Raw genomic sequence first — 13,412 nt, 5'->3', positions numbered from 1 at the left:
GATCCAGGCTTCAGTTGAGCCCGATGCGGCTGGCGCCCTGCCGGAACAGCGCTACGGCATCCGGTTCGAAGCGGAAGGTGCCGATGAAATCGTCGGCGCAATAGTCCGGCCTTGTCTTGCGGATGGCGGCGGCGAAGCCGCGCGCCTCGTCGAGCCGTCCGGCCAGCGCCAGGCAGTGCGCGGCGATCGCCAGTATGATGGCGTGGGCGTTGGGCCGCGCCGCCGCCTTCAGCGCCCATTCGGCCGCCTCCTCGAACTGGCCGAGCCGGACATGCGCCATGGCGCGTGCGCCCAGCATGCCGAACAGCAGCGGGTCGAACGGGCTGAGATGGCGCGAATGATCGGAAGAGCCTATCGCCGCTCGCGGGTCGCCCGACTGCGAATGCACGAAGGATAAAGCGTAGTGGCCGAGCGCGAAGTTGGGGCTGAGATCGACCGCCCGCTCGAGTTCGAGCAGCGAGCCGTCCTGCTCGCCGCGCAGCCACAGCGCCCGGCCCATCGCCCAATGCGCGGCCGGATTGTGGTCGTCGACCAGCAGGCTGTGGCCGGCGCTCTCGAAGGCCAGCGCGCTTTCGCGGTCGCGATCGCCCCAGCGCTGGAAGGCGTTCTGCCAGTGGGTGAAGGACAGGCCGGCATAGGCACGGGCGAAGGTCGGGTCGAGCTGCAAGGCCTGGGCAAAGAAATGCCGCGCCTGCTCGTTTTCGGCCTGGGTGAAGCGGTACATGTGCCAGAGGCCGCGATGGTACGCCTCCCAGGCGTTGAGCGAGCTGGGCGCCTTCAGCATGGCGCGGTTGCGCTCGACCGTTTCGATCTCGGCCGAGATCGAGGAGACGATGCTGTTGCCGATGTCGTCGAGCACGGAAAAGATGTCATCGGGCCTGCGCTCGAAGGTCTCGGCCCAGACGATCCTGGCGCTGCGCACCTCGATCAGCTCGACGCTGACGATGAGGCGGCCGGACGGGCTGCGCACCGTGCCGGTGGCGACATAGTCGACATTCAGCCGGCGGCCGGCATCCTCGGGCGCGATGTTCTGCTCTGCCAGCGCAAACACCGATCCGCGCGCGATGACGAAGAAATCCCTGAGCTTGGCCAGGCGGGTGATGATGTCGTGGGTGAAACCGTCGGCCAATCCGCCGCGCGTGCCGCCGCTCTCCTCGACAAACGGCATCACCGCCAGCGAAGCGTGGCTGGGCTCGACCGGGCCGGGTGCGGTGGGCATGGTGGCCACCAGTGGCGATAGCGTGGACAGGCAGGCCGTTCGAAGCGAGGTGCCCGACTGTCGGTCACGGATCGCCCGCCAGGCCGCGCGAAGCGGTGCGAAATCGAGCTCCTCCGACCGAAACAATCGTTCCGCCGCGGCCAGATGCTCTTCGGCCGCGCCGACCTCGCCGCGCCCGGCCAGATTGGACAGCAACGCCAGATGTCCGCACGTGTCGAACGGCGCCAGTTCCACCCATGTGTCGAGATGGGCGATCGCCTCGTCACTATAAGCCGGCAGGCTCGCGACAAGGCGTTCCAGCACGGCGGCATGGCAAGCGCTGAAGCGGCGGCGCTGCGCGATCAGCCAGCTGTTGAAATGCGGGCTGCGCTCGAGCTCCAGCCCGTCGAGGAAATCGCCGGCAAACAGTCCGGCCAGCACGCGCAAGCGCTCGACGTCAAGCGTGCCGATCCCTTGCGCGGCGGCGCGGCTGACCTCCAGCACATCGACCAGGCAATCGTCGAGATCGAGTGCGACCGTATCGCCTTGGGTGGAGACCCGGCGCCGGGCCGGCATGTCAAGCGCGCCGCGCAGCTTGCTCAGGCACCAGCGCAGTTCGCCCCTTGGGTCGTTCGGCACATCCCACAACAACTCGCACAGGCGACTGCGGCTGACCGGATGCGGCGCCAGCGCCAGATAGGCGAGCAGCGCGCGCAGCTTGCGTGACGCGGGCAGGGCAACCGGAGCGCCGTCGCGGGAGATCATCAGCGGTCCGAGCAGGCGCACGGAAAGGACCGGCATGTCGCCGTCCGGCCTCGATCGAGTGGATTCCACGTGCGTTTCCACGCCTGCTCCCACGCTGGCCTGTCGGCCTCTCCTGTATCACCAAACACGACACGGCGCATCCGGCAGCGGATATCAGCGCCGGATACGGGCATTGCCGCTGTGCGGCATGTCAGTCCTAGCGCGGCAAGGTCACCAAACCTCGCCGCCCAGCCCGCCGGTTTGTAACCGGCCCGTGAAGACAAAACGCGATGACAATCAAGGAGACCAAGATGTTGCAGCAGCAGAAGATCAGAACCACGGCCGGGCGCGGCCGCCTGTTCGACAGCATTCTCGACACCGTCGGCGACACGCCGGTGGTTCGCATCAACAATCTCGGACCGTCCCACGCGACGATCTACGTCAAGGCCGAGTATTTCAATCCCGGCGCCTCGGTGAAGGACCGGCTGGCGCTCAACATCATCGAGGAGGGCGAGCGCAGCGGGGCGCTGAAGCCGGGCCAGACGGTGGTCGAGGCGACCAGCGGCAACACCGGCATTGGCCTCGCCATGGTCTGCGCGCAAAAGGGCTATCCGCTGGTCGTCACGATGGCCGACAGTTTTTCGGTCGAGCGCCGCAAGCTGATGCGCATGCTGGGCGCCAAGGTGGTGCTGACGCCGCGCGCCGAAAAAGGTTTCGGCATGTACAAGAAGGCGGTGGAACTGGCCGAGGCCAATGGCTGGTTCCTTGCCCGCCAGTTCGAGACGGCCGCCAACGCCGCCATCCACGAGGCAACGACGGCGCGCGAGATCGTCAATGATTTCGCCGGCTCGCGGCTTGATTGCTTCGTCACCGGCTATGGCACCGGCGGCACGGTGGTGGGCGTGGCGCGCGTGCTGCGCCGCGAGCGGCCGGAAACCCGCATCGTGCTGTCCGAGCCGGCCAACGCGCAGCTCATCGGCAGCGGCAAGGTCCAGCAGCGCGGCGTCGATGGTGCTCCCGCCGCCAGCCATCCAGCCTTCGAGCCGCACCCGATCCAGGGCTGGACGCCAGATTTCATCCCCAACGTGCTGCAGGAGGCGATCGACACCAGCCTCTATGACGAGGTGATGCCGATCGCCGGGCCCGAGGGCATCAAATGGGCGAGGGAATTGGCGCGCAAAGAGGGCATCTTCACCGGCATTTCCGGCGGCGCGACCTTCGCCGTGGCGCGGCAGGTCGCTGAGAAGGCGCCGGCCGGTGCGGTGATCCTGTGCATGCTGCCCGACACCGGCGAACGCTACATGTCGACGCCGCTGTTCGACGGCATCGAGGCCGAGATGGATGCCGACGAGACCGCCCTGTCGCGCTCGACGCCCGGCTGCCAGTTCCCGGCGGCTTGACGGGAGATCTGGTATGGACGCCGTGCAAGATAACCTAGGCCTGTTGGCCGAGGAAACGCTCGACCCCCTGGACTGGGCCGATGTGCAGGCCCTGTCGCACCGGGTCATCGACGATGCGGTCGATTACCTCCGCGATGTGCGCGACCGCCCGGTCTGGCGGGAGATGCCGGCCGATGTGAGAGGGGCCTTCTCGGCGCCGCTGCCGCGCTCGCCGGCGCCGCTGGATGCGGTCTATTCTGAGGTGTCCCGCACGGTGATGTCCTATCCAATGGGCAACATCCATCCGCGCTTCTGGTCCTGGTATATGGGGTCGAGCAATTTCACCGGTGCGCTCGGCGATTTCCTGGCGGCAATCCAGGGCTCGAACCTCGGCGGCGGCAACCACGCCGCCGGGCTGATGGACAGCCAGGTGGTGAACTGGTGCAAAGAGATGCTGGGCTTTCCCGCTTCTGCCGGCGGCACGCTGGTCAGCGGCGGCTCGATGGCCAACATCATCGGGCTGACCGTGGCGCGCAACGTCAAGGCCGGCCTCGACGTGCGCGAGCATGGTGTCGCCGCCATCGAAAAGCCGCTGCGCTTCTACGGCTCGGAGCAGATCCACTCCTGCCACCGCAAGGCAATGGAGGCACTTGGCCTCGGCAACCGGGCACTGCGCCGCATCCCGACCGATGCCGGGCTGCGCATCGATATCGCCGCCTTGCGTGCCGCGATCACAGAGGACCGCGCGGCAGGGTTCAAGCCGGCCTGCGTCATCGGTACGGCGGGCACCGTCAACACCGGGGCGATCGACGATTTGCAGGCGCTTGCGAAGCTGTCACATGAGGAAGGCCTCTGGTTCCATGTCGACGGCTGCATCGGCGCGCTGATCGCCGTTGCGCCTGAGAATGCCCATCGCGTCGCCGGCATCGAACGGGCGGATTCGGTCGCGCTCGATCCCCACAAATGGCTGCACGCGCCGTTCGAAGTCGGCTGCGCCCTGGTCAGGGATGCCGCCGCGCATCGCGGGACCTTCGCGGTGACGCCGGAATATCTGGAATCGACGCCGCGCGGCCTCGCTTCCGGCGAATGGCTGCACGACTACGGCCTGCAGACGTCGCGCGGTTTTCGCGCGCTGAAGGTGTGGATGGCGCTGAAGGAGCACGGTGTCGAGAAATTCGGCCGCCTGATCGACCAGAACATTGCCCAGGCCGTCTATCTTGCCGGCTTGATCGAGGCCGCGCCGCGGCTGCAGCTGGCGGCATCGCCGACCGTCAACATCGTCTGCTTCCGCTATCAGCCCGGTCTGACAGGCGAGGCTCTGAAGGCGCTCAACACGGAGATCATGCTGCGGCTGCAGGAACAGGGCATTGCGGCCCTTTCGGACACCACGGTGCATGGCGAGCACTGGTTGCGCGTGGCGATCACCAATCATCGCACACGGCGCGAGGATCTCGACCTGCTGGTGCGTGAAACGGTGCGGCTGGGGCATGAGATCGCGACGCAGGGTTCCGCACCTTCCTAGTAGCGGGCAGGCATGCGATTCTGCCGCGGTGATTCGGGAGATCCAGGCCGTGACGCTGTTTCGTATGGTTGCACTGGCGGCGCTGGTCTTCACCGCCTCGGCGCAGGCCGCCGACATGGCCTTCTTCGTCAAGAACCTGCGCAAGGAAGCAGTCGCGGTCGAGCTGTTCAGCCGCGACCGCGAGACGGTCTGGCCGGGCAACGACAAGGTGTTCCTGATCGCCCCAGGGTCGCAGAAATCTGTGCCGTTCTCCTGCAATCAGGGCGAACATATCTGCTATGGCGCCTGGGCCGACGGCAATGACAGCCTCTCGGCCGGCGTCGGGCCGGACAATGACCAGCCTTGCGACACCTGCTGCTTCATCTGCGTCGAACACTCGACAGAGACGATCGATCTGGTGCCGTAGAGCGCGGAAGTTTTCGTTGGACCCAAATTAAGTCAGGGATCGGCTCGTCCGGTCCACTTCCGCGATTCAGCGCTGCGTGCGATGGTCGCCACGCGGCCGGGTGGGCCGCTTATTCAGGGGGTCACTCATGTTTCATGTCTATGCGCGCCGCGTGCTGGCCGCGCTGTCTCTCCTCATGCTGCTCGTGCCGGCGGCGCGTGCCGACGATGTCACCTTTGCCATCAAGAACGGCCACCCCAACGCCATGCGCGTCGAACTCTACAGCCAGGACCGCGACTATGTCTGGCCGGGCGATGACAAGGACTTCTACCTCGACGACGGCGAGACCAAGCAGCTGCCGATATCCTGCAACGCCGGGGAATCGATCTGTTACGGCGCCTGGGTCGATGGTGACGAGGGCACCTATTGGGGCGTCGGCCCCGGCAACAAGGAAAAATGCGAGGATTGCTGCTACACCTGCAGCGGCGGGGAGACCGAGGAGATCGAACTGGTCCCCTGACCGGTTTGCCAGCTTGACGGTCTTCGGGCTGGAGCCATAGCCTGTGCAAATACGCAGCGCGCGCCGCCTCGAACTGTTCAGACGCGACGTGCTTCAGGCAAAAGGAGCTCAGCTATGGCCGGCATGGTCGAAAGCGACAAGATCGACGTCGGGTTTTCCGGCAAGCGCTGCATCCATTCGCGCAACTGCGTGCTCGGCGATCCGCACGTCTTCATGCCCAACGCGCCGGGCCAATGGATCCATCCCGAGGCGGCCAGCGTCGAGAAGATCGTGGCCATCGCCGAAAGCTGCCCGTCGGGCGCCATCACCTATGTCAGGAAGGATGGCGGGCCGCAGGAGCAAGCACCGGTGGTCAACACGGTGCGGCTGCGGGAAAACGGCCCGCTGGCGGTACACGCCGAGATCGTTCTCGACGGCGAGACTTCTTATCGTGCCACGCTCTGCCGCTGCGGCGCTTCGGAAAACAAGCCGTTCTGCGACGGCAGCCACAACAAATCCGGTTTTGCCGCCACCGGCGAGCCGCAGCTGAAGGACACGCCGGCGCTCGAAGCGAGAAATGGTCCGCTGAAAGTGACGCCGACCACCAATGGCCCGCTCAAGCTTGAGGGCAATCTCGAGATCGTCACCGGAACCGGCCATACGGTCGACCGTACACAACGCGCCTTCCTCTGCCGCTGCGGCCATTCCGCCAACAAGCCGTTCTGCGATGGCACGCACAAGAAAGTGGGGTTTGTCGGGTAGGTTGGCGCTTCGGCCAACGCTGCCAATCTCCGCCTTGGCCCAGCGCTCGCAGCTTTATCGACCGGCCCGCATCGGCTAAAGGCAGGGGCAGACAGACTCCCCAGCCGGACCGCCGCCAAAAATGACACCTAAGACCAAGCCAAAACCGTTGTTCCTCGGGATCGACACCGGCGGCACCTATACCGATGCCGTGTTGTGGTCTGAAACGGAAGGCCCGCAAGAAGGGCCGAACAAGGGCAAGGTGCTGGCCAAGGCCAAGGCGCTGACCACCAGGCATGATCTTGCCGTCGGCATTTCCGGCGCCGTCGACGCGGTGCTGCAGAAAGCCGGAACCGATCCGGCTGATATCAAGCTGGTGTCGATGTCGACGACGCTTGCCACCAACGCGCTCGTCGAGGGCCAGGGCGGCCGCGTCGCGCTGGTGATGATCGGCTTTTCCGAGGGCGACCTCGCCCGCGACGGGCTGAAGGCCGCGCTCGGCACCGATCCGGTGGTTTTTTGTCCGGGCGGCCACGACGTGCATGGCAATGCCGCCAAGCTCGATCTGTCCGGACTGGAAGCGGCGCTGCCGGAACTCGGCGCCTCGGTGTCCGGCTTTGCCGTCTGCGCCTACTTCGCCACCCGCAATCCGGCGCATGAGATCGCCGCCCGCGAGTTGATCCGCGACAAGTCCGGCCTGCCGGTCACATCGAGCCACGAGCTGTCGGCCAAGCTCGGCGGCCCGCGCCGGGCGCTGACCACTTTGCTCAACGCCAGGCTGATCTCGATGATCGACCGGCTGGTGGCAGCGACCGAAGGCTTCCTCGAGGCGCGCAACATCGCAGCACCGCTGATGGTGGTGCGCGGCGATGGCGCGCTGGTTTCAGCCGCTTTTGCCCGCCAGCGACCGATCGAGACCATCCTGTCCGGCCCGGCCGCCAGCCTGGTCGGCGCCCGCCACATGACCGGGCTCGACAATGCTGTGGTGTCCGACATCGGCGGCACCACCACCGACGTCGCCGTGCTCGACGGCGGCCGTCCCAGGCTAGATCCGGAAGGCGCCACCGTCGGCGGCTTCCGCACCATGGTCGAGGCCGTCGCCATGCGCACCTTCGGCCTCGGCGGCGATTCCGAAGTGGCGCTGGAGGATGGCGCGCTCAACCCCAGGATCCTGCTCGGACCGCGCCGCCTGGTGCCGTTGGCGCTGGCCGGCATGGCGCATGGCGTAGCGGTGATCTCAGAGCTGGAGCGCCAGTTGCGGGCACCCAATCCCGGCCGCATGGACGGCCGTTTCGCGGTGCGCACCGGCGTGCCGGACCGGCTCGCCGCCGGCCTGACCGGCGCCGAAGCCAGGCTCTACGAGGCCGTCGGTGCCGTGCCGCTCGCCGTCGACAGGCTTTTGACCTCGAACGCGCAGAACGCGACGCTGAACCGGCTGGTGTCGCGCGGGCTGGTGCATGTCGCCGGCTTCACCCCGTCGGACGCCGCCCACGTGCTGGGCAAGCAGGCGAACTGGGACCCTATCGCGGCGCGCCTCGGCGCCGAACTGTTCGCCCGCAAGCGTGACGGCCGTGGCCAGAACATTGCCGCTTCGCCGGAAGCGATCTCGGAACGGGTGCTGGTGACGCTGACGCGCTGGTCGGCCGAATATATCCTCGAGACCGCCTTTGCCGAGGATGGGCTCGACGGCGCCGCGACGGTGGCGCACGCCCTGGTGCAGCGCGCGGTCGACGCGCATCCCGGCATCGCCCGCCTGAGCGTTGCGCTCGACCGCCCGGTCATCGGCCTCGGCGCCTCGGCGCCGCTGCACTATGCCGGCTTGGCCGAGCTGATCGGCAATGACTGCGTGGTGCCCAGGGATACCGATGTCGCCAACGCGCTCGGCGCCGTCGTCGGCCAGGTCAGGGTTTCGGCCGAGGCGCGGGTCAGCCAGCCCATAGAAGGGCTGTTTCGTCTCGCCTCGGGCGAGACCGTACGCGATTTCCTCGACGAGGCAGCGGCGATCGCGGCGGCCGAGGCCGATGTCCGCGCCATCGTCGCGGAGCGCGCCAGGGATGCCGGCACCGACAGCGCCGAGATCGACGTCGCCACCGAATTCCGGGTCTCGACCGTCGAGGCCCAGCGCATGTTCATCGAGGCGCATGTCGTGGCCGTGGCCTCGGGTAGGCCAAGGATTGCGGTTTGAGCGACGCGGCGAAATACGCCACCTTCACCCTAAGCTGAATTGACCCGGCAAACCTGACATGCCAAAGGCCCGCAAAGCCTTTCATCTGGAGTAGCCTGATGACCGACCGCATCGAGATCGCCGGATTGCGGATTGCCCGCGAGCTGCATGAGTTCGTGGCCAGGGAAGCGCTGCCGGGCACGGGGATCGAAGCGGACGCCTTCTGGAACGGTTTTTCGGCCGTCGTCCATGATCTGGCGCCGAAGAACCGGGCGCTGCTGGCAAAGCGCGACGCCATCCAGGAACAGATAGACGGCTGGTATCGCGATCACGGCGCGCCGGTCGATATGGAGGCCTACAAGGGCTTCCTGAAAGAGATCGGCTACCTCGTTCCCGAAGGCCCGGCCTTCAGCGTGTCGACCGACAATGTCGACCCGGAAATTGCTGATGTTGCCGGACCGCAGCTGGTCGTGCCGGTGATGAATGCGCGCTATGCGCTCAACGCTGCCAATGCGCGCTGGGGTTCGCTCTACGATGCGCTCTACGGCACCGATGCCATCCCCGAAACGGATGGCGCCGAAAAGGGCAAAGCCTTCAATCCGGCACGCGGCGCCAAGGTCGTCGCCTGGACGAAGACCTTTCTCGACGAGGCTGCCCCGCTCACGTCCGGCAAATGGGCCGGCGTCAATGGCCTGTCGCTGGCGCAGGGTGCCTTGCGGCTGAGCGCCGGCGCCGGCTCGACGACGCTGGCCGACCCCAGGCAATTCGTCGGCTATCGCGGCGATGCCGCCAATCCCGATGCCGTGCTGCTTGTGCGCAACGGCCTGCACATCGAGATCGTGGTCGACCGCAACAACCAGATCGGCCGCACCGATCCGGCGGGCATCGCCGATGTCATCCTGGAATCGGCGCTGACCACCATCCAGGACTGCGAGGATTCGGTCGCGGCGGTGGATGCGCCAGACAAGGTCGTCGTCTACCGCAACTGGCTCGGCCTGATGAAGGGTGACCTGGCGGAAGAGATCACCAAGGGCGGCAAGAGTTTTGTCCGCAAGCTCAATCCCGACCGCGCCTACACCGCGCCCGCCGGTGGCACGCTGACCGTGCCCGGCCGCTCGCTGATGCTGGTCAGGAATGTCGGCCACCTGATGACCAGCCCGGCGATCCTCGACCGCGACGGCAATGAGGTTCCGGAAGGCATCATGGATGCGGCGATGACGGCGCTGATCGCGCTGCACGATGTCGGGCCGAACGGCCGCCGCGCCAATTCCCGTGCCGGCTCGATGTATGTCGTGAAACCCAAGATGCATGGGCCCGACGAAGTCGCCTTCGCCGTCGAGATCTTCGACCGCGTCGAAGCGCTGCTCGGCATGGCGAAAAATACCATCAAGATGGGCATCATGGACGAGGAGCGGCGCACCACCGTCAACCTCAAGGAAGCAATCCGCGCCGCAAAAGAGCGCGTCGTGTTCATCAACACCGGCTTCCTCGACCGCACCGGCGACGAGATCCACACCTCGATGGAAGCCGGCCCGATGATCCGCAAGGGCGACATGAAGCAGGCCGCCTGGATTTCCGCCTACGAGGCGTGGAATGTCGACATCGGGCTGGAATGCGGCTTGGCCGGCCACGCCCAGATCGGCAAGGGCATGTGGGCGATGCCGGATCTGATGGCTGCGATGCTGGTCGAGAAGATCGCCCACCCCAAGGCCGGCGCCAACACTGCCTGGGTGCCGTCGCCGACGGCGGCGACGCTGCATGCCACGCACTATCACAAGGTCGATGTTCACGCCGTGCAGGCGGCGCTGAAGAACCGGCCGAAGGCCAAGCTCGACGACATCCTGTCGGTGCCCGTTGCCGTGCGACCGAACTGGTCGCCGGATGATATCCAGAAGGAACTCGACAACAACGCGCAGGGCATTCTTGGCTATGTCGTGCGCTGGATCGACCAGGGCGTCGGTTGCTCGAAAGTGCCTGACATCAACGATATCGGCCTGATGGAAGACCGCGCCACGCTGCGTATTTCCTCACAGCACATCGCCAACTGGCTGCACCACGGCGTGTGCAGCGAGGACCAGGTGATGGCGACGATGAAGCGCATGGCTGACATCGTCGACCGCCAGAACGAGGGCGACCCGCTCTACGAGCCGATGGCGGCCGACTTTGACAAATCGATAGCCTTCCTCGCCGCCTGCGACCTGGTCTTCAAGGGCCGCGTCCAGCCCAACGGCTACACCGAGCCGGTGTTGCACGCGCGGCGGCTGGAACTGAAGGCGCAGCAGGGCTGAAGAGGCCAGTCCCTGCCGTGAATGGGGCGGCAGGTCTTCGACCTGACTTCCTCCGGAGGTGAGGCGTCAGGAAGCTGTATGGTCCAGGAGCCGGATGGTGGGATCGCGACGGTGTTCGGAGTTGACCCGATCGACGCCTTCCACCGTAATCGCGATCGTCCCGTTTTCCACTCTTGCTATCCAGCCCTTCGCTTTCAGATACCAGAGGTGAAACTCGAGATGCTCTCGCGGACAGTCTGACAGGCGTTCGAGCTCCACATCCCCGATCCCGGGATTGCTGACGTCGTGCCGGCGCTTCGCGTAAAGCAGCGACAGCAGCCTGGCCTGGATCACGACATCCCGCTCGATGCCTTTGCTGTTGCTGGCTTCCTCGGTCAATTCACGGCGAAGGCCGGCATGGTCCCTATACGCGATGTCGTATTGAGCGCGTTTGACCGGATCCTTGAGCGTGTTGTGGGCTTCCACGATTTCACTGAAGCGGGCTTCATCGCCGGTTTCGCGATTGTCGGGATGATAGCGCATCGCAAAATAGCGAAATATGCGCTCCAGCGTTTCCGAGTTGGCGTTCGGGCTGACTTCCAAAACTTCGTAGTAGTCAACGAACATAGCGGGCTCCCCGACCGCAATCATATTCACATTATCTAAATAAGGAATTCCCAATGCGGAGACCAAGACTTTGGTCCGATGCGATGACGTCCACGCCCCCGAAGACGGAGAAACGGCCGGCGCCCGGTCGGTGGGGGCCGTTGGGTGGTGAGGACGTCGACCAAGCGGACAATCAGGTCCGCCGCAGTGCGGAGATGGCCGATTCGTCGGATGACGGTTATGGCGTGATTGCGGAAGGTGGCGTGGCAAGGTCGGCTTGTCGGGCGGCGAGTGACCTACGCCGCCTGCGCCACCCGCTCCGAGCTCATGCGGTAGGAAATCGCTTCGGCCAGATGGATGCGGCCGACGGTTTCGCTGGCGTCGAGATCGGCGAGTGTCCGCGCCACCTTCAGCACCCGGTGATAGGCTCGCGCCGAAAAGGCGAGCTTTTCGCTGGCGTCCTTGAGCAGCGACAGGCCGGCGGCGTCCGGCATGGCGATCTCCTCGATGACCGAGGGCGCGCAATGCGCGTTGGTGGTGGCGCGGGTGGCGCCGAGCCGCTCGAAGCGCTCGCGCTGGATGGTGCGGGCGCGTGCCACGCGCATCGCCACATCGGCACTTTTCTCCGCCCGGTCGGGCCGGATCAGGTCGCTGGCCGAGACCGCCGGCACTTCGATCCTGAGATCGATGCGGTCGAGCAGCGGGCCCGAAATGCGCGCCTGATAGTCGGTGCGGCAGCGCTCGCCGCGCAGGCAGCGATAACCAGGCTCGCCGGCCATGCCGCAGCGGCACGGGTTCATCGCCGCCACCAGCTGGATACGCGCTGGATAGGTGACGCGATGGTTGGCCCGCGCGATCATGCAGTCGCCGGTCTCCAACGGCTGGCGCAGCGCATCGAGCGTCTGCGGCGTGAACTCGGGAAACTCGTCGAGGAACAGCACGCCGTGATGGGCCAGCGACACCTCGCCCGGCCGCGCGCGGATGCCGCCGCCAACCATTGCCGCCATCGAGGCAGAGTGGTGCGGCGCGCGGAACGGCCGCCGGTCGGTCAATTTGCCTTCGCCGAGCTCTCCCGCCACCGACGCGATCATCGAGACTTCGAGCAATTCCTTCGGCGCCAGCGGCGGCAGGATCGACGGCAGCCGCTGCGCCAGCATCGATTTGCCCGAGCCCGGCGGGCCGATCATGAGAAGATTATGCCCGCCGGCGGCCGCCACTTCCAGCGCCCGCTTGGCGGTCTCCTGGCCCTTGATGTCGGCGAGGTCGGGCAAATCCGGCGCGGCGGCGTGGATGCCGGCCTCGGGGCGCGACAGCACCTGCGTGCCGCGAAAATGATTGGCGATGGCAATCAGGCTGCGCGGTGCCAGAATGTCGAAATCCTTTCCAGCCCAGGCCGCCTCAGGTCCGCAGGCGAACGGGCAGATCAGGCCCTTGCCCTCGGCATTGGCGGCGATCGCCGCCGGCAAGGCGCCGGCGACCGCGGCAATCGTGCCGTCGAGGGACAATTCTCCAAGCACGACATAGCCGGCCAGCATGTCGCCCGGAATGGCGCCAAGGGCAGCCATCAGGCCAAGCGCGATCGGCAGGTCGTAGTGACTGCCTTCCTTCGGCAGGTCGGCCGGCGCCAGATTGACCGTGACTTTCTTCGACGGCATCGACAGGCCGGATGCATGCAGTGCGGCCTGCACCCGCTCGCGGCTTTCGGCCACCGCCTTGTCGCCCAGGCCGACGATGTGCATGTTGACCTTGCCGGGCGCGATCATCACCTGCACGTCGACCGGCACGGCCTCGATGCCCTGGAAAGGCGACCGTGCGAACCCGCGCCACCATTTCTTTGCCCCCAGGCCACAACCCACGCGATGGCCAAGAAATGGCCCCACGGGCAGACAATCACAAATCCTCGGTCA

At 66.2% G+C, this 13,412-nt stretch carries 9 protein-coding genes and 1 pseudogene; 7 read left to right on the top strand and 3 right to left on the bottom strand.

The features are described 5' to 3' along the window. Positions 1 to 10 precede the first annotated feature (10 nt). Positions 11 to 1,999, bottom strand: coding sequence for an adenylate cyclase (locus RPF88_RS22275; protein WP_013528611.1), 1,989 nt, complete (start codon positions 1,997 to 1,999; stop codon positions 11 to 13). 254 nt (positions 2,000 to 2,253) lie between these two features. Here RPF88_RS22275 and cysK point away from each other — a divergent pair, with 254 nt between their 5' ends. The 7 genes from cysK (at position 2,254) to RPF88_RS22240 (ending at position 10,920) form a co-directional block, all read left to right on the top strand. Beyond that, entirely contained in the window at positions 2,254 to 3,342 is a 1,089-nt protein-coding gene (gene cysK, locus RPF88_RS22270; protein WP_064993010.1) for a cysteine synthase A, read from the top strand. Between the two features lie 13 nt (positions 3,343 to 3,355). Next, the gene (locus RPF88_RS22265; protein WP_337123227.1) at positions 3,356 to 4,843 is read left to right on the top strand and encodes a pyridoxal phosphate-dependent decarboxylase family protein; all 1,488 of its coding nucleotides are present in this window, start codon (positions 3,356 to 3,358) and stop codon (positions 4,841 to 4,843) included. Positions 4,844 to 4,892: 49 nt separating this feature from the next. Beyond that, the gene (locus tag RPF88_RS22260) at positions 4,893 to 5,249 is read left to right on the top strand and encodes a hypothetical protein (protein ID WP_024502169.1); all 357 of its coding nucleotides are present in this window, start codon (positions 4,893 to 4,895) and stop codon (positions 5,247 to 5,249) included. Positions 5,250 to 5,376: 127 nt separating this feature from the next. Next, the gene (locus tag RPF88_RS22255; protein WP_013528607.1) at positions 5,377 to 5,748 is read left to right on the top strand and encodes a hypothetical protein; all 372 of its coding nucleotides are present in this window, start codon (positions 5,377 to 5,379) and stop codon (positions 5,746 to 5,748) included. A gap of 114 nt (positions 5,749 to 5,862) precedes the next feature. Next, entirely contained in the window at positions 5,863 to 6,489 is a 627-nt protein-coding gene (locus RPF88_RS22250; protein WP_337123226.1) for a CDGSH iron-sulfur domain-containing protein, read from the top strand. 121 nt (positions 6,490 to 6,610) lie between these two features. Then, positions 6,611 to 8,653, top strand: a complete 2,043-nt coding sequence (locus RPF88_RS22245; RefSeq protein ID WP_337123225.1) for a hydantoinase/oxoprolinase family protein — start codon at positions 6,611 to 6,613, stop codon at positions 8,651 to 8,653. A gap of 98 nt (positions 8,654 to 8,751) precedes the next feature. Then, positions 8,752 to 10,920: a malate synthase G gene (locus tag RPF88_RS22240; RefSeq protein ID WP_337123224.1), complete on the top strand. Its 2,169-nt coding sequence runs from the start codon at positions 8,752 to 8,754 to the stop codon at positions 10,918 to 10,920. A 66-nt stretch (positions 10,921 to 10,986) separates the two neighbouring features. Here the strand turns inward: RPF88_RS22240 and RPF88_RS22235 are convergent, their stop codons facing one another. Both RPF88_RS22235 and RPF88_RS22230 read right to left on the bottom strand, forming a co-directional pair. After that, positions 10,987 to 11,526: a J domain-containing protein gene (locus RPF88_RS22235; RefSeq protein ID WP_013528603.1), complete on the bottom strand. Its 540-nt coding sequence runs from the start codon at positions 11,524 to 11,526 to the stop codon at positions 10,987 to 10,989. A 275-nt stretch (positions 11,527 to 11,801) separates the two neighbouring features. After that, positions 11,802 to 13,335, bottom strand: a pseudogene (locus tag RPF88_RS22230) (YifB family Mg chelatase-like AAA ATPase). Positions 13,336 to 13,412 lie beyond the last annotated feature (77 nt).

Origin of the sequence: Mesorhizobium sp. ISC11 (assembly GCF_037162595.1) — a bacterium.
GTDB classification, from domain to species: Bacteria; Pseudomonadota; Alphaproteobacteria; order Rhizobiales; family Rhizobiaceae; genus Mesorhizobium; species Mesorhizobium ciceri.
Note: the sequence above shows the minus strand (reverse complement) of the source record. Positions and strands in the feature narration are given on the sequence as shown.

Coding starts and splice junctions, on each gene's coding strand:
- RPF88_RS22275 (WP_013528611.1), bottom strand. CDS start 1,999: ATGCCGGTCCTTTCCGTGCGCCTGCTCGGACCGCTGATGATCTCCCGC.
- cysK (WP_064993010.1), top strand. CDS start 2,254: ATGTTGCAGCAGCAGAAGATCAGAACCACGGCCGGGCGCGGCCGCCTG.
- RPF88_RS22265 (WP_337123227.1), top strand. CDS start 3,356: ATGGACGCCGTGCAAGATAACCTAGGCCTGTTGGCCGAGGAAACGCTC.
- RPF88_RS22255 (WP_013528607.1), top strand. CDS start 5,377: ATGTTTCATGTCTATGCGCGCCGCGTGCTGGCCGCGCTGTCTCTCCTC.
- RPF88_RS22250 (WP_337123226.1), top strand. CDS start 5,863: ATGGCCGGCATGGTCGAAAGCGACAAGATCGACGTCGGGTTTTCCGGC.
- RPF88_RS22245 (WP_337123225.1), top strand. CDS start 6,611: ATGACACCTAAGACCAAGCCAAAACCGTTGTTCCTCGGGATCGACACC.
- RPF88_RS22240 (WP_337123224.1), top strand. CDS start 8,752: ATGACCGACCGCATCGAGATCGCCGGATTGCGGATTGCCCGCGAGCTG.
- RPF88_RS22235 (WP_013528603.1), bottom strand. CDS start 11,526: ATGTTCGTTGACTACTACGAAGTTTTGGAAGTCAGCCCGAACGCCAAC.